This is a genomic window from Corynebacterium sp. NML130628 (assembly GCF_001875665.1).
Taxonomy (GTDB): Bacteria; Actinomycetota; Actinomycetes; order Mycobacteriales; family Mycobacteriaceae; genus Corynebacterium.
In genome coordinates, this window is the sequence record NZ_MLAL01000045.1 from 181,124 (window position 1) to 198,378 (window position 17,255).

Sequence of the window (17,255 nt, forward strand, 5' to 3'; positions counted from 1 at the left end):
AGAACCACTTCCTTACCACTACACCTACGCCACCACCCACCCGTCGTCCGAGCACAGCAGACCACGGAACTACCATATCTAGTAGTGGTAGCTACTTTTGTGTCGATATCTACTAAATGCGATCTATGGAATTACAGCTACGTTAGTAACGAACCGAGAGAAAGGAAGACGCATGGCCGCAACCAACCAGGTCGACCCCCGCACCACGATCAACGAATACCTCCACCGCGCTGATTGGCGCATCAACGCAAACGCAAACCAGGACTACTCACTTGGTGGGATGATCCTCAACTCTGCCGGCAAAATCACCGCCAACTACTGGCTCGACGAAGTCTTTTCCAACGCCGCCGGAAAGGCGCACCGCAACGGCGACCTTCACATCCACGATCTAGACATGCTCTCCGGATACTGTGCAGGCTGGTCATTACGCCAGCTCCTCGAGGAGGGGTTCGGAGGAGTGCCGGGCACGATTTCCTCAACGCCCCCAAGGCATTTTTCTTCCGCGTGCGGGCAGGTGGTCAACTTCCTCGGCACGTTGCAGAACGAATGGGCTGGTGCTCAAGCGTTTTCGAGCTTCGACACGTATATGGCACCGTTTGTACGGCTGGATTCCCTGTCGTACGAGGACGTGCTGCAGCATATGCAGGAGTTCGTTTTTAACCTCAATGTCCCTTCCCGCTGGGGGACACAGACCCCATTTACGAACCTCACCTTCGACTGGACATGCCCGGAAGATCTCGCGGACCAGACCCCTTTCATCGGTGGCGAGCCGGTCGACTTCACCTACGGCGATCTCCAATTGGAAATGGACATAATTAACCGCGCGTTCATCGAAGTCATGTCCCAAGGTGACGCAGACGGCCGCCCTTTCACGTTCCCTATCCCGACCTACAACATCACAAAGGACTTCGACTGGGACTCCCCAAACGCGGAGGCCTTGTTTGCCATGACTGGTAAGTACGGGCTCCCGTACTTCCAGAACTTCCTCAACTCTGATTTGGATCCCGGCATGATCCGATCCATGTGCTGCCGTCTCCAGCTTGACCTTCGGGAATTACTCAAGCGTGGCAACGGCCTTTTCGGTTCTGCAGAACTCACTGGCTCCATCGGTGTGGTAACGCTGAATTGTGCGCGCCTCGGGTACCTCTTCCCGAACGACGAGGCTGCGCTGCTTCGCAGGGTTGATGAGTTGATCGAAGTGGCCGTCGATACGCTGGAGCGGCGCCGAGCGTTTGTGCAAGAGTGCTTCGACAAGGGGCTGTACCCGTACACGAAGCGGTGGCTCCCGGGCTTCGATAACCACTTCACCACTATTGGCGTCAACGGTTGCAACGAAATGGTGCGAAACTTCACTGGGGACGCCTACGACATCACCGATCCTCAATGCCACGCGATGGTGGCGCGTCTGCTCGATCACATCAATGCTCGCATCACTGAAGCACAAGAACGCACCGGGCACCTCTACAACCTGGAGGCCTCGCCCGCAGAAGGTGCCACGTACCGATTCGCACGCGAAGACCGCGCGCGCTACCCCGGCATTATTCAGGCAGGCACCGAAGAGCAGCCTTACTACACCAATTCCTCGCAGCTGCCGGTGGCGCACACGCCGGACCCCTTTGCAGCGCTCGCCGCGCAGGAAGACCTGCAAACCAAGTACACCGGTGGCACGGTACTACACCTCTACATGGGCGCGGCGATGTCCAGCGGTGAAGCTACCGCGGCACTTGTGCGCCGCAGCCTGGAGACGTTCCGACTGCCATACATCACCATCACACCGACATTCTCCATCTGTGCAAACCACGGCTACATCTCCGGCGAGCACCCAGAATGCCCGCACTGTGGCACGACTACCGAAATGTGGACGCGTGTGATGGGGTACTTCCGACCCATGCAAAGCTTCAACACTGGTAAGAAGGGTGAGTTCGCTGAGCGCCACTACTTCGCCGAAGCCTACGTCTAACCTCCCAGTGGCGGGGATCATTCCGTTCTCCGCCACGGATTGGCCGGGGCGCCTCACCGTCACTGCGTTCACGCAGGGCTGTCCGCTGCGGTGTCGCTACTGTCACAATCCGGCGCTGCAAGAGTTCACTCCGGGGGTTCATGAGTTCACAGAAGTGCTTGATTTGCTGCGAGCGCGCCGCGGCCTTATCGACGCCCTCGTCATCTCCGGCGGTGAACCGTTGGCATGCGCGGGCCTCGGCGATGCGATCGCGGCAACACACGACATCGGTTTCCCCGTCGGGTTGCACACCAGTGGCTATGCGCCCACGCGACTTCACACACTGCTTTCCGACGCCACTACCCGTCCCGACTGGATCGGGTTCGACGTGAAAGCGCTTCCGGAACACCTGCCGTCGGTCACCGGTGTATCCAACGCGGCTGCTGCCCGAATGTGGGAAAGCCTAGACATCGTGTGCAACGCTGCCAGTGATCACGGGATGGGGCTGCAGCTCCGTACTACGCTGTGGCCCGGCTCCGTGATTGAGCAGCACCTCGACCAGCTGCAAGACGCTGTTGCCCAGCGAGGTCAGGAACTCGTGCTGCAGTGGGCACGAGGGGTCAACTCCCAGGGTGTTTACAGCGCCTAACGCAAAGCGCCCCGCCTCCCTCAATTCAGGGTGGCGGGGCGCTGGTGCTGGGTAGCAGACCTAGCTACAAGCCAGAGTCACTAGATCTGGTCGTACCCGTATTCCTCCAGTGGGACGGAGGCGCCGGTGTAGTCGCCGTAGGCTTCGTCGCCGTAGATACCGTCGCCGAAGGACGGGATCGAGTAGGCGGCGGAGCGGGCGGCTTCCGTCGGCTTCACCGTGATGTTGCGGTAGCGGGAAATACCGGTACCGGCCGGGATCAGCTTACCGATGATCACGTTCTCCTTCAGACCAATCAGCTGGTCGGAACGCTTGTTGATGGCAGCGTCCGTGAGCACGCGCGTGGTCTCCTGGAACGAGGCGGCGGACAGCCAGGACTCGGTAGCCAGGGAGGCCTTGGTGATGCCCATGATCTCGGAGCGCATCTCTGCTGGCTCGCCACCGTCGGCGACGACTGCGGCGTTGACCTGGCGTGCCTCCGACAGGTCAACGAGCGTGCCTGGCAGGAACTCGGTGGTACCCGAGTCGATGACGGTGCCACGACGCAGCATCTGACGGATGATGATCTCGATGTGCTTGTCGTGGATGGACACACCCTGGGTGCGGTACACAGCCTGCACCTCGTCGATGAGGTGCTTCTCCACACCACGGCGGCCGAGGACCTCGAGCACGTCGTGTGGATCAGCAGCGCCGCGCAGGAGGCGGTCGCCCACGTTGACGTGGTCGCCTTCACGCAGGGAGCGCTCGATCATCGCGTTCGGGTTGGACTCCATCGGGCGGCGGACCTGCGCCAGGCCCTGGCGCTTCGACAGCTTCTCGTAGACCACAACGTCGGAGCCGTCATCGGGGTGGATGGTGAGCGTCCAGAAGTTGCCTTCGTCCTCGAGGGTGATGGTGCCGGCCACGGATGCGATCGGGGCGCAGTTCTTCGGCACGCGGGCCTCGAACAGCTCCTGGACACGTGGCAGACCACCGGTAATGTCGCCACCGACACCACCCTGGTGGAAGGTACGCATGGTCAGCTGGGTGCCAGGCTCACCAATGGACTGTGCAGCCACGATACCGACGGCTTCGCCGATGTCGACCAGCTTGCCGGATGCCATGGACTTGCCGTAGCACTTCGCGCAGACACCGGTTGGGGTCTGGCAGGTCAGTACCGAGCGGACCTTGACTTCCTCAACGCCGGCGGCGACGAGGGCGTCGATACGCTCTTCCGAAAGCTCAGCATCGGCCTCGAGCACGACGTTGCCCTCGGCGTCCTTCGCATCGGATGCGAGGACGCGGCCAGCAATCGAAGTCTCGACGAACTCGTCGCGGACGAACTTCTCGCCAGCGAGCTGCGCGACAGGGACCTTGACGCCCTGGCGGGTGCCACAGTCATGTTCGCGGACAATGACGTCCTGAGCCACGTCGACGAGACGGCGGGTCAGGTAGCCGGAGTCCGCGGTACGCAGTGCCGTATCGGCAAGACCCTTACGGGAACCGTGGGAGTTGTTGAAGTACTCCATCACTGTCAGGCCTTCGCGGAAGGAGGTCTTGATCGGGCGGGTGATGTACTCACCACGCGAGTTCACGACCATGCCCTTCATGCCGGCCAGGGTCCAGATCTGACGCATGTTACCGGCAGCACCGGACTTCACGATCATCGGAATCGGGTTGTCATCCGGGTACAGCGCCTCAACCGCTTCACCGACCTGGTTGGTGGCGTCCTGCCACAGCTCCACGAGACGGTCGTAACGGTTCTCCTCGGTCAGGGCACCCTTCTCCCAGTACTTGCGCTCGATTTCCTCGGCGCGCTGCTCGTACTGCTCAAGAATTTCCGTCTTGTTCGGAAGCACCAACACGTCAGACATGGAGATGGTCACGCCGGAACGGGTAGCCCAGTAGAAACCGGCATCCTTCAGCTTGTCCAGCGTCTGGGCAACGGTGATCATCGGGTACTTCTCCACCATCGACTGGATGATGTCGCCCAACAGCACCTTGCCGGAGCCACCGCCCTTACGGACCATGGCGCCTTCCTGGTACGGGAAGTTGAACGGAAGCAACTCGTTGAACATGATACGACCAAGGGTGGTCTCCATCATCCACGCCTGGCCCTTCGACCAACCCTCTGGGAACTGCTCCGCCTCGATCTCGCGAGTCGGACGCAGGTGATCAATGCGAACCTTGATCGGTGCCTGGAGGCCAAGCACGCCCAGGTCGTAGGCCATGATGGCCTCGCGGTAAGAGGAGTACACGCCCTTTGCTGGGCCGTTCTCATCAGCAGGAGTGAAGCGACCCTCGCCGCCAATCTCGTCCTCAGCCTTTTCCATGGTCAGGAAGTACAGGCCAGTCACCATGTCCAGGCGCGGCATCGCCAGTGGCTTACCGGATGCCGGGGACAGGATGTTGTTCGAGGACAGCATCAGAATGCGAGCCTCAGCCTGCGCCTCTGCGGACAGCGGCAGGTGGACTGCCATCTGGTCACCGTCAAAGTCAGCGTTGAACGCCTCACAAGCCAGCGGGTGCAGCTGAATTGCCTTACCCTCGACCAGCTTCGGCTCGAACGCCTGAATACCAAGACGGTGCAGAGTTGGTGCGCGGTTCAGCAACACTGGGTGCTCGGAAATCGCCTCTTCGAGGACGTCCCACACCTCAGGGCGCTGGCGCTCCACCATGCGCTTCGCCGACTTGATGTTCTGCGCATACTCGTTATCGACGAGGCGCTTCATCACGAACGGCTTGAACAACTCGAGCGCCATCAGCTTCGGCAGACCACACTCGTGCATCTTCAGCTGCGGACCAACAATGATGACCGAACGGCCAGAGTAGTCCACACGCTTACCCAGCAGGTTCTGACGGAAGCGGCCCTGCTTACCCTTCAGCAGATCAGACAGCGACTTCAACGGACGGTTGCCAGGGCCCGTAACAGGGCGGCCGCGGCGGCCGTTGTCGAAGAGGGCGTCGACAGACTCCTGCAGCATGCGCTTCTCGTTGTTCACGATGATCTCTGGGGCACCCAGATCGATCATGCGCTTCAAACGGTTGTTGCGGTTGATCACGCGGCGGTACAGGTCATTCAAGTCCGAGGTGGCGAAGCGGCCACCGTCGAGCTGCACCATCGGGCGCAGCTCCGGCGGGATAACCGGGATCGCGTCCAGGATCATGCCGGCAGGATCGTTACCGGAACGCTGGAACGCAGCTACAACCTTCAGACGCTTCAGCGCACGGACCTTCTTCTGGCCCTTGCCCTCCGCGATGATGGTGCGCAGCTCCTCCGCCTCAGCTTCAAGGTCGAAGTTGCGGATCAGCGTCTGAATCGCCTCAGCGCCCATGCCGCCGGTGAAGTAATCCTCGTAACGGTCCACGAGCTCTTCGTAGAGGAACTCGTCGATAATCATCTGCTTCGGAGCAAGCTTCTGGAAGGTCGACCAGATCTCGTCGAGGCGCTCAACCTCACGCTCGCCAGCCTCACGGATGTGCTGCATCTCCTTGTCCGCAGCGTTCTGCACCTTCTTGCGGGCAGCGGCAGTCGCGCCGGCGGCCTCGAGCTCAGCGAGGTCCTCCTCCAGCTTCTGCGCACGCTCCGCAATCTCGGCGTTAGCGTCCTGCTCAACTTCCTTCTTCTCGAGCAGCATCTCCGCCTCGAGCGTCGACATATCGTTGTGACGCGCCTCCTCATCAACACTGGTGACGATGTTGGCAGCGAAGTAAATGATGCGCTCCAGATCCTTCGGAGCAAGATCCAGCAGGTAGCCAAGGCGCGACGGGACGCCCTTGAAGTACCAAATGTGGGTCACCGGTGCAGCCAGCTCAATGTGGCCCATGCGCTCACGGCGAACCTTCGACTTGGTGACCTCGACGCCACAACGCTCACAAATGATGCCCTTGTAGCGAACACGCTTGTACTTGCCACACGCACACTCCCAGTCGCGAGTAGGACCGAAGATGCGCTCGCAGAACAGGCCGTCCTTTTCCGGCTTCAACGTGCGGTAGTTAATCGTTTCGGGCTTCTTGACCTCACCATGCGACCAACGACGGATGTCGTCAGCAGTAGCCAGGCCGATGCGAAGCTCGTCGAAGAGGTTTACGTCAAACACGTAAATTCCCTTTCACCTCCCCAACGACGGGGAGGATTGCAGTTGGATAGATTCTTTCGTTCGTTCCTGGCTTAGGCGGTGTCCGTCGCGGAGCCCTCGTCACGTGACAGGTTGATGCCAAGGGAGGAACCAGCCTGATCAAAGTCGTCGTCGTCGCCGTCGAGCTCCATCGGGGTGCCGTCCGTCGAAAGAACCTCGACGTTCAGGCACAGCGACTGCAGCTCCTTGAGCAACACCTTGAACGACTCCGGAATACCCGGGTCAGGAATGTTCTCGCCCTTCACGATGGCTTCGTACACCTTCACGCGACCAACCACGTCATCCGACTTGATGGTCAACAGTTCCTGCAGCGTGTAGGCGGCGCCGTATGCCTGCATCGCCCACACCTCCATCTCACCGAAGCGCTGGCCACCGAACTGGGCCTTACCGCCAAGCGGCTGCTGGGTAATCATGGAGTATGGACCAGTAGAGCGAGCGTGAATCTTCTCGTCGACCAGGTGGTGCAGCTTGAGCATGTACATGTAGCCGACAGAGATCGGGTACTTGAACGGCTCGCCGGAGCGGCCATCGAACAGCGTGGTCTTGCCGTTCTCGTCGACCATGACGTCGCCGTCGCGGTTCGGCTTGGAGTTCGCCAGCAGGCCAGCGATCTCCTCGTTCGTCGCGCCGTCAAACACAGGGGTCGCGGTCAGCGACTCCGGTGGGACGTCGTACAGGTGCTCAGGCAGCGTCTCGAGCAGCTTAGCGTTCGCAGGATCGTCCGGGTTGACCGTCCAGCCAGCCTTCGCCAACCAGCCGAGGTGGACCTCAAGGACCTGGCCAATGTTCATACGACGCGGCACACCGTGGGTGTTCAGAATGATGTCCACCGGGGTGCCGTCCGCCATGAACGGCATGTCTTCCTGGGGCAAAATCTTGCCGACGACACCCTTGTTGCCGTGGCGGCCAGCCATCTTGTCGCCGTCCTGGATCTTGCGCTTCTGCGCAACGTAAACGCGAATCATCTCGTTGACGCCTGGCGACAGATCGTCGTCGTCCTCGCGGGAGAAGCGACGAACCGCGATGACCTTACCAGTCTCACCGTGCGGCACCTTCAGGGACGTGTCGCGGACCTCGCGAGCCTTCTCGCCGAAGATGGCGCGCAGCAGACGCTCCTCCGGTGTCAGCTCGGTCTCACCCTTCGGGGTGACCTTACCGACCAGGATGTCGCCGTCGCGCACATCCGCACCGATGCGGATAATGCCGCGCTCGTCGAGATCCTTCAGCACGTCCTCTGACACGTTCGGAATCTCGCGGGTGATTTCCTCGGCACCGAGCTTGGTGTCGCGGGCATCAATCTCGTGCTCCTCGATGTGCACGGAGGTCAGGATGTCGTCCTCAACCACGCGCTGGTTCAGGATGATCGCGTCCTCATAGTTGTGGCCTTCCCACGGCATGAACGCAACCAGCAAGTTGCGGCCGAGCGCCATCTCGCCGTTCTTGGTGCCCGGGCCGTCAGCCAGCACCTGACCAGCCTCAACGCGCTGACCGTGGTCGACGATCGGGACCTGGTTGTAGCAGGTGCCCTGGTTCGTACGCTCGAAGGTGCGCAGCATGTATGTGTCCTGGATGCCTTCGTCGTCCATGACGGTGATGAAGTCACCGGTCACGTTCGTGACGACGCCAGCCTTCGCAGAAATAATCGTGTCACCAGCATCGTACGCGGCACGCTGCTCCATGCCCGTGGCCACATACGCAGCCTCAGAGCGCAGCAGCGGCACAGCCTGCTTCTGCATGTTCGCACCCATGAGGGCACGGTTCGCGTCGTCGTGCTCGAGGAACGGAATCATTGCCGTTGCCACGGACACCATCTGGCGCGGGGAAATGTCGAGGTAATCGACGCCCTTCGGACCGACGACGCCGATGTCGCCGTCCTTCAGGCGGACCTCAATACGCTCACCAGTGAGGTTGCGGTCCTTATCCATCGGGGTGGCCGCCTGCGCGATTGCGTAGCGGTCCTCTTCATCCGCGGTCAAGTAGTGGACCGTATCGGTCAGCTTGCCGTCTTCGACCTTCTGGTACGGCGTCTCAATGAAGCCGAACGCGTTCACGCGCGCGTAGGACGACAGCGCACCGATCAGACCAATGTTCGGGCCTTCCGGCGTCTCAATCGGACACATACGGCCGTAGTGCGACGGGTGGACGTCGCGAACCTCAATGCCGGCGCGCTCACGCGACAGACCACCAGGACCCAACGCCGAGAGACGACGCTTGTGCGTCAGCCCAGACAGCGAGTTGTTCTGGTCCATGAACTGGGACAACTGAGAGGTACCAAAGAATTCGCGGATCGCCGCGGAAACCGGACGGACGTTGATCAGCGAGGTCGGCGTGATGGACTCCGCATCCTGCGTCGTCATGCGCTCGCGCACAACACGCTCCATGCGAGACAGGCCAACACGAACCTGGTTCTGGATCAGCTCGCCCACCGTGCGCAGACGACGGTTACCGAAGTGGTCAATGTCGTCCGTATTAATCGCGATGACCTCGCCCTCCGGGGAAGTCATTTCGGTCTCACCTGCGTGCAGGCGCACCAAGTACTCGAGAGTGGTTGCAATGTCTTCCTCGGTCAGCGTCATCAGGCCGTCGTGGTCACCGCCCAAGCCGAGCTTGCGGTTGACCTTGTAACGACCAACACGCGCCAGGTCGTAGCGCTTCGCCTTAAAGAACGAGTTCTCCAGCAGCGACTGCGCGAGGTCGCGCGTCGGCTGCTCACCCGGGCGCTGCTTGCGGTAAATCTCCAGCAGTGCCTCGTCGGTGTTCGCCACACCATCATTTTCGAGAGTGGACATCATGATCTCGGAGAAGCCGAAACGCTCCGTGATCTGCTCCGTCGTCCAACCAAGAGCCTTCAGCAACACCGTCACCGGCTGGCGACGCTTGCGGTCGATACGCACACCAACCGTGTCACGCTTATCGACGTCGAACTCCAACCACGCGCCACGCGAAGGAATCACCTTCACCGCATGCAGCGGACGCTCCGTCGACTTATCGATCGTCTCGTCGAAGTACACGCCCGGCGAACGCACCAACTGCGAAACAACAACACGCTCGGTGCCGTTGACAATGAAGGTGCCCTTGTCCGTCATCAGCGGGAAATCGCCAATGAACACCGTCTGAGACTTAATCTCCTGGGTCTCATTGTTGATAAACTCCGCCGTCACATACAGCGGCGCGGAGTAGTTAATATCTTTTTCTTTACACTCGTCGATCGTGTCCTTGACATCTTCGAAGCGCGGCTCGGACAGCGTCAGGCTCATATTGCCCGAGTAGTCCTGGATTGGAGAGATCTCCTCGAGGATGTCCTCCAAGCCACTCGTGACACGCGCATCGGCGCCGCGAGCTTCCTGCTCACGCTCACGCCACTCCTGCGTACCAACAAGCCACGCGAAAGATTCAAGCTGTACATCAAGAAGACCCGGGACAGCGATCGGCTCTGCGATCTTCGCGAACGAATAACGTTCGGGAGCCCCGGGAATTTCAGCCATTGACATGGTCTGGTTTGAGACTGCCAAGTTGGGTCCTTCCAGCACCTAAGGCGGACGCCGATCTCTACTCTGGCTCTGTAAAATCGGCGTTTCCGCTGGGTAAATTAGCATTCGGTCTGCTTCGGAATACCCGCCCCCAGAGACAGCAAAATCACCTTGTCAAGTCGACGTTTCGAAAGTTTTTCGACGCCGAAAAAGCAAGGCTGACATAGCGGACTGGAGACGGCTTCCAGTGCAACGAATAAGTTTACACAATCCACCCAATGTTGTAAAGGGCAGCACGAATCCCCCGAATCTTTGCCGTCGCCGGGAAGCTTAGCACTAAACGCGCACGCGACGCTAACGCCGACGCGGCCACAACGCGCCAACCAAACCAATCAAGGTCAACACCCCACCCAAACCAAGCACACCCCATGTAAAGGCCTGCTGCGTGGAGGGACCGTAGGCGCCGTCGAGAAGCGAGAGAAGCTCGACCGTCTGCTGTGCATCCATCGCCGCATCGTAGGAAACAATGCCCTGGACCTCATTGCCGTCGAGATCAGCATAATAGTCGTTGACACGCTCCTGCATTCCCACGACCACGCCGGTGACCTGATCAACCAGCAACTCACGCTGCGCACTATGCGTGTAAAAGGCACGGACCGGCTCGCCGCCCTCCCCCTCGACAGTCAACGTATTGCGCATATCCGCGTAGCGCTGCGCCACATTCGTCGGAGCAACTTCCTGCCGGAACCGCAACACCGTGCGTCCCGCGACCGTCTCCTCCGCAACAAACTCCGCAGGAGCAGACCCACGCAACACAGGATCAAACACCTGGTACGTTTCCTGCTTCACCGGCGACGGCAACTTCAACCAAGCCCCCTCCACCGGGACATCAACGGCCGGCATCGCCATCACAAGCTGCACCTTTGCCGGGCTCTGCGCCTCGCCCGTCTCACGGTCCACGGCGTACGTCCATGTGCTCGCACCGACAAGATTCTCAAAATCCGTGCCAGCATCCCCCGCCCGCAATGTATCCCCCACACGCACGCTGGCAGTATCCTTCCCCGCCGGGCTCTGCACCTCCATATGCAACTGGTGCACGACCGGCACAGACTCACCCTCACGGGTGCCTTCGGGATCCGACATTGTCAGCGTGACCGCCCCCAGGTCCAACGGCAGCTTCGCCCCCGAGTTCAGCACACGCGGGGCCAGCAACCCGCCCACCAACAGCGCGATACCGAGGCCCGCCAACAGCGAAGCAATGATCCTGGATTTGGGCAGCATGGTGCGAAATTTTAGCACACAACGAAAAACACCCCGCCTGCCACGGTAAGTGGCGACGGGGTGTTCGTCGAAAAGCTATGCAGCCTGCACGATTACTTGAGGGTAACCTTTGCGCCAGCCTCTTCCAGCTTGGCCTTTGCAGCCTCTGCATCGTCCTTGTTTGCGCCCTCGAGGATAGCCTTTGGAGCACCCTCGACCATTTCCTTGGCGTCCTTCAGTCCCAGGCCCGGAACGAGCTCGCGAACAACCTTGATGACGCCGATCTTCTTGGCGCCAGCGTCCTCGAGAACAACGTCGAACTCGTCCTTCTCCTCAGCAGCTGGAGCATCGCCAGCAGCGCCCGGAGCAGCAGCAACAGCAACTGGTGCAGCAGCGGTAACGTCGAAGACCTCCTCGAATTCCTTCAGGAACTCGGAAAGCTCGATGAGGGTCATTTCCTTGAACTGCTCAATGAGCTCGTCCTTAGACAGCTTAGCCATGGTGGCTTCCTTTCTATTGGTGGGCGGTTAGCCCAAGTTTGTAAGTGTGTTATGCGGCGTCGTCCTGCTTGTCCTGCAGTGCAGCGACAAGGCGAGCCGTCTTGGATGCCGGAGCCTCGAACAGCCCAGCAGCCTTTGCCAAAGAACCCTGGAATGCGCCAGCGATTTTTGCAAGCGTGGTCTCGCGGTTGTCCATCTCAGCGATGGCGTCAACCTGAGCGGCGTCGATGGCAGCGCCATCCATGTAGCCACCCTTGATCACGAACGCGTCGTGATCCTTGGAGAACTTCTTCATGACCTTCGCGGCGTCCACAGCCTCGCCCTTAATGAAAGCGATAGCGGTCGGGCCGGTCAGAAGCTCGTCGAGACCCTCGATGCCGTGCTCGTTCGCAGCAATCTTGATGAGGGTGTTCTTGGCGACGTGGTATTCGACATCGAAGCCGAGATCGCCACGCAGAGTCTGCAGCTGACCAACGGTCAGGCCACGGTACTCCGTCAGCACGATGGAGCTAGCAGCGTCAAACTTCTCCTTCAACGCAACGAGCTCGCTCTCATTCTTCGGATTTGCCATTACACACGCCTCCTTCCAATACTTCATGTCCTTCAATCCGCCCGGAACACAAAAAGTGCCCCGTGCAGAAGCACGAGGCACCATAAGAAAGGTAGGCCACGTTCCTCCTGCGTGGGTCGACCCCTGGAGTGGGGTACCTTCGGCCCCGAAGGGCGACCGACGGTCTTCGGTGAAACTTGAGCTCGGGTAATACCCGTTCAAACTTCGTTGTAGAACCCTACACGCCTTCTTGCATGCGCGCAACTCCGCGCAACATTCGAGCCGCAACCACAAACAGCGCGATACCTCCCAACAACGCCATCAAGCCAACGCCGAGAATAAGTCCACCCCAAAAACCGCTGGCAGTCACGTCCGTCGCGGGCTCCTCCTGCGCTGCGCCCTGGTCGAAGGAGGACACAATGCCGCCCCCACCCTTCGGCGCCGAGGCATCGGGAATCGCTCCCCTTGTCGACGTCGGCTTCACCCCGGTCGCCTTTGCATCCCGCTGCTTCGCCGCCGACGTTGTTGTGGGCTTCTGCGCCGGCTTCGAAGCCGACTTGTGCGATGCTGTTTGCTTCGGTACCGCTTGCTTCGACACCATCTTCGCTTCCGTCGCCCGCACCGTACTTATAACAGTGCGGGCTGCGGCTGGCTTCGACGGGGAGGTCGTCGCTACTGGCCGTAGCTTCTGGCCGAACTTGCTCAACTCTTCATCGATTGAGCGGATGCCCTTCGCCAATGCGCCCACCCAGGTGTCGCTCGCCGCTGCGTTGACGCCGCACGAGTCCAAGTCGCGATATCCGTTTGCGTGCTGCTCACGCGCGGTAGCGATGGCGGCGTCGCCAACCGCGAACACCGCGACGAGCTCCACAGAGTCGAATGCAAACGTCACGGCGTACAGGCCCGGCTCAGTGAATCCGAACGCCTGGTGATCGTGGGCGTTGGCCGGGTAGCGCAGTGTGCGGGAGCTGTCGCCCGAGTCCAACTCAAGCTTGGCGCCCTGCAACCCTTCGTGCCATGTGTACATGCGTCCCGGCCCGGAGACCTTATTAATACGGACGGTTGCGGGTGCGGGGTGGTGGGTCGTCGAGAAGCCGAGCCACGGCAGGTCTGACTGCTGCGACTGCGGCAACATCCACATGCGCTCGGGGCGCGTGGGGAAGGTGTCGCGCAGCGTCGCGGGTATGTCCTTTCGCGCACGGTCGGGCACCTCGAACACGAAAGTGCCACTGGCGCGACGCGCGGGGTTGTTGGGGTCGCGGTCGTCGATGAGCGCGGCCTCCCGAGTATCGACGGGCCCCATATCCATATGACCGCTCGCGATGAAGGTATCCGGTCGGGTGCGCAGCGCATCGCAGTGCTTCGATGCGGGGGCTGGGGTAGGCGCCGACGACGCAGTTGTTGCCGGCGTCGGCGTTGGCGTTGGTGTTGGTGCTTGCGTTGGTGCCGGAGTGGGCGTCGATAAATTGGGGGTCCGAAGCCCCGTCGTGGTGCCCTCCGGCAGACCGACGTCCGCGTCAGTGCCCACCAACCAGTACTGGTCGGTCCAACTGGTGTACTCGGTCTCGCCGTTGGTCAGCTCGGCACGGCCCTGCCAGCGCAGCTTGTACACTCCAGGTTTCGTAAACGTCCAGTTGAAGTGCCCGTGTGCACCGACCTCATACTCGACGGTGTGCATCTGCGCATCGGCGCTATTGAAGAGTCGCTCGGCCGGCGAGGCGGCGTTCTTGAAGAAAATCTGCACATCGCCCGGGCCGTCGATGCTCAACAGGTCGAAGTACATCAAACGGTCTTTGAAGTTGCTCGGCACAGCCCCCGGCAGCTCGTGGGCAGGGTCAAATGCGCCGATACCGGACCAGATCGGGCGCCAATTGTCCGTGAAGTCGGCGTGCTGGGGTGCGAGCCACACCTGACTGCCCGGGGCGCCAAGGAAATCGAGGGAACCGTCGTCCGGAATGGTGAGCCGGGAGACGTCATTGCCATCGGAGTCAGCGTCGAGGGGCAGTCGGAAGCAGACGTCGCGCTGGTCAGTGACCTGCTGGCCATCGACCGCCCCGATGGACAGTTGGCCGCCGAACCGAGTGCCGTAGAGGGCGTCGTTGTGGGAGTGGTACAGCAACTTACGGCCAGCGCACGGGTGGTCAAGATCCTCAGGGAGGACGACGCCATGCCCTGGGTCGCCGGGTTGGTGCTCCGCAGGCGTGGCGGCGTGGGCCGGGGCGACCGTGAAAGCGAGAAGCGCCACCGCGAGGATGAGCCTTCGAATCATGCCCGTGCCCCCTTCCGCGCGAACAGCCAGCTCGCACCAAAAATGGCCGTCACGCACAGCACGATAGTTGCGCCGGTCGGCGAGTCGAACGACCATGCCAACCACACGCCAACCACACTGCCGACCACACCGATCAGCGCAGCAAGGATCATCATTGTCTCCAGGTTGTCCGTAAACAGGCGAGCCGCGGAAGCCGGAGTGACCAGCAACGCCAGCACAAGAATGTTGCCGATCGTCTGTACCGAAACGACCACCGCGGCAGTCACGCAGAGGTAGAGCACTAAGTCCAGAAGTGCGACGCGCACGTTCATCGCGCGGGCCGTCTCCCGGTCGAGCGCTACCGCGGTCAGCCACGGACGCAACGCCACCACCAACGCCACGATCACGGCGCACGTCGCGGCACTGACTATGAGGTCGCGCTCGCTCACGCCCGTCAGTGAGCCAAACAAAAACGAGCTCAGCGACGCCGTGTAGCCTTCCACACGCGAAATAATGACCAGACCGAGCGCGAACGCGGCCGCAAACACAATGCCGATCACCGCATCCTCCTTGAGCGCACGCCGCTGCGACAGCCCCGCAATCAACACCGCCACGATGAGCCCAGCAACAGCGCCACCGAACAGCACCGACACCTGCAGAGCAAACGCCAACGCGACGCCCGGGAACACAGCATGTGCGACCGCGTCCCCAATGAACGCCATGCCACGCAGCACCACAAAACACCCGACGACCGCGCACAGCACCGACGCCAACACCGCCGCCGTCAGCGCGCGCGGCAGGAACGCCAGGTGCGGGTTGGCCACATCGGCCAAAAACTGCAGAAACCCGATTTCAAGCACGAGTGACCTCTTTCACGTGTGTTTGCAGAGCCGCCAACCACGGCGAATCCGGGCCGACGCCGAACGTGTCCATCCAAGGCTCGGCACTGTCAAGCTCAGCGGGAGTCCCATCAGCGACGATGCCACCGCGGAACAGCAACAGCCGATCGCAGGAATCCACAGCCTCAACGATGTTGTGCGTGGACATCACGATCGCGATTCCTCGGGAAGCCAGCTGGCGAAACAACGCCAGCAGTTGCTCAGTGGATGGGATGTCGAGGCCCGTGAACGGCTCGTCAAGGAACAGCGCGCTCGGACGACGCACCAAGGCGCGCGCCACCAGGACGCGTTGGCGCTGCCCACCGGACAGTGCCGCAATTGGTCGGCGAGCCAAATCCTGCAGGTTCACAGCATCGAGCGCATCCGCAACAGCTTCGCGATGCTCCGCGGTAGGACGGACATACCACGGACGCAAGTCAAGCGTGGCGTTGAGCACGGCGGACGCGACATCAATCGGGAAGTCCCAAGCAACGTCGTGGCGCTGCGGAACGTACCCCACCACTTTGCGCACCGAGTTACCCGTCTGCTCCCCCACCCGCACCGTCCCCGAGGCACCGGGAATCAGGCCGAGCGTTGCCCGCATCAGCGTGGTCTTGCCAGCCCCATTTGGTCCGAGCAGGCCGACGAACTGTCCAGCAGGCACTACAAGATCAACGCCCTCGAAAATGAGACGGCCCGGGTACCCGGCGCGCAGCCCGCGCGCCTCTATGAGCGGTTGTCGGTTCACTCGCTACGCCCCTTCCGGGAGCGCGCCACCAGAAGTGCCACGAGTGCAAGCACCAGCACGCCGATCACGCCACCGGCGATCAACCCCGCGTTCAACCTGCCCCGGCCGCCTTGCTGCTTTTCCGACGCTGCGCCCTCACGCCACGACCCCTCGAACTGCGCGGCGCGCGCCGCCTCAACATCTGCGGCGTCACCGACCGCCACGTGCACCAGCTGCTCGTCTGTGTGGACAGTGCCGGCGTCGTCTTTCACCACGGCCCGCACCCCAACTAGGTGTACGCCCGGCTCGGTGAATACCCAGTTGGCGTGGGTGTGTGTGTTGGGCTCCACCCACATCGGCTGTGCGCCCGGCTCTGTGGTTGTCCACAGGAGCTGGGGCGCGTGGAACCCACCCGGTTGCAAGAACAGTGAGAACTCGCCCGGGCCTTCGTGTCCGCCGAATTCCAGGCTTACCCCGCTGCCAGAGCGCTCAAGCAGGCTTGCAGCCTGCGTGTTCCACCCTAGCCACGGAACTCCAGCGACCTCAGTTTGTGGGATTACCCACACATCTGCACCAGGCTTTGCGCCGGTAAAGGCGAAGTCATCACCGTCGGGTAGCGTTTGCTTCGCTGCGTCCGTAACCCGAAATACCACGTCGTCGAGGTGGCGCCACACGGGTGGTTGTTGCGTGTCGTCGCGCGCAAGGAACTCAAGTGTGTCCCCGTTGAACGTCGCACCGAGGTCCACGTGGCCGGCGTCGATAACGGTGCTCTCGCCGACAGGCGCGATCGCCTCATCTGCACTGACCACCTGTTGCAGCGCAGGATCATTGTCGGCGGCCTGCGCGTTTGCAATCACTGGGGTGGCTACGAGCATCGCAGCGCACACGAGTGGAGTAATTCGAAGTTTCATTGTTC

General features: G+C 61.3%; 11 protein-coding genes. 2 read left to right on the forward strand and 9 right to left on the reverse strand.

The features are described 5' to 3' along the window. The first annotated feature begins 172 nt into the window (after positions 1-172). Positions 173-1,960, forward strand: a complete 1,788-nt coding sequence (locus tag BJP07_RS10630; RefSeq protein ID WP_083584214.1) for a ribonucleoside triphosphate reductase — start codon at positions 173-175, stop codon at positions 1,958-1,960. Beyond that, on the forward strand, positions 1,926-2,588 hold the full coding sequence (locus BJP07_RS10635) for an anaerobic ribonucleoside-triphosphate reductase activating protein (protein WP_071567459.1): 663 nt from the start codon (positions 1,926-1,928) through the stop codon (positions 2,586-2,588). The genes BJP07_RS10630 and BJP07_RS10635 overlap by 35 nt, the downstream gene beginning before the upstream one ends. A gap of 80 nt (positions 2,589-2,668) precedes the next feature. Here BJP07_RS10635 and BJP07_RS10640 read toward each other — a convergent pair whose 3' ends face one another. The 9 genes from BJP07_RS10640 to BJP07_RS10680 all read right to left on the reverse strand — a co-directional run bounded on the left by BJP07_RS10640 (position 2,669) and on the right by BJP07_RS10680 (position 17,250). Then, positions 2,669-6,667 (reverse strand): DNA-directed RNA polymerase subunit beta', encoded by a 3,999-nt coding sequence (locus BJP07_RS10640; RefSeq protein WP_071567416.1) that lies wholly within the window; start codon positions 6,665-6,667, stop codon positions 2,669-2,671. A 71-nt stretch (positions 6,668-6,738) separates the two neighbouring features. Beyond that, complete coding sequence (locus tag BJP07_RS10645) at positions 6,739-10,236, reverse strand: DNA-directed RNA polymerase subunit beta (protein WP_071567417.1); 3,498 nt, start codon at positions 10,234-10,236, stop codon at positions 6,739-6,741. A 294-nt stretch (positions 10,237-10,530) separates the two neighbouring features. Then, a complete protein-coding gene (locus tag BJP07_RS10650; RefSeq protein WP_071567418.1) occupies positions 10,531-11,457 on the reverse strand; it encodes a DUF3068 domain-containing protein in 927 nt (308 codons plus the stop codon). 92 nt (positions 11,458-11,549) lie between these two features. Beyond that, positions 11,550-11,936: a 50S ribosomal protein L7/L12 gene (rplL, locus tag BJP07_RS10655; RefSeq protein ID WP_071567419.1), complete on the reverse strand. Its 387-nt coding sequence runs from the start codon at positions 11,934-11,936 to the stop codon at positions 11,550-11,552. A 49-nt stretch (positions 11,937-11,985) separates the two neighbouring features. Further along, positions 11,986-12,507: a 50S ribosomal protein L10 gene (gene rplJ / locus BJP07_RS10660; RefSeq protein ID WP_071567420.1), complete on the reverse strand. Its 522-nt coding sequence runs from the start codon at positions 12,505-12,507 to the stop codon at positions 11,986-11,988. 217 nt (positions 12,508-12,724) lie between these two features. Then, positions 12,725-14,755 (reverse strand): choice-of-anchor M domain-containing protein, encoded by a 2,031-nt coding sequence (locus BJP07_RS10665; RefSeq protein WP_071567421.1) that lies wholly within the window; start codon positions 14,753-14,755, stop codon positions 12,725-12,727. Beyond that, positions 14,752-15,594: an anchored repeat-type ABC transporter permease subunit gene (locus BJP07_RS10670; protein ID WP_071567422.1), complete on the reverse strand. Its 843-nt coding sequence runs from the start codon at positions 15,592-15,594 to the stop codon at positions 14,752-14,754. Before BJP07_RS10670 ends, BJP07_RS10665 begins: the two co-directional genes overlap by 4 nt. After that, a complete protein-coding gene (locus BJP07_RS10675; protein WP_071567423.1) occupies positions 15,587-16,360 on the reverse strand; it encodes an anchored repeat-type ABC transporter ATP-binding subunit in 774 nt (257 codons plus the stop codon). Before BJP07_RS10675 ends, BJP07_RS10670 begins: the two co-directional genes overlap by 8 nt. Continuing rightward, the gene (locus BJP07_RS10680; protein WP_071567424.1) at positions 16,357-17,250 is read right to left on the reverse strand and encodes a choice-of-anchor M domain-containing protein; all 894 of its coding nucleotides are present in this window, start codon (positions 17,248-17,250) and stop codon (positions 16,357-16,359) included. The genes BJP07_RS10675 and BJP07_RS10680 overlap by 4 nt, the downstream gene beginning before the upstream one ends. Between the last annotated feature and the right edge of the window lie 5 nt (positions 17,251-17,255).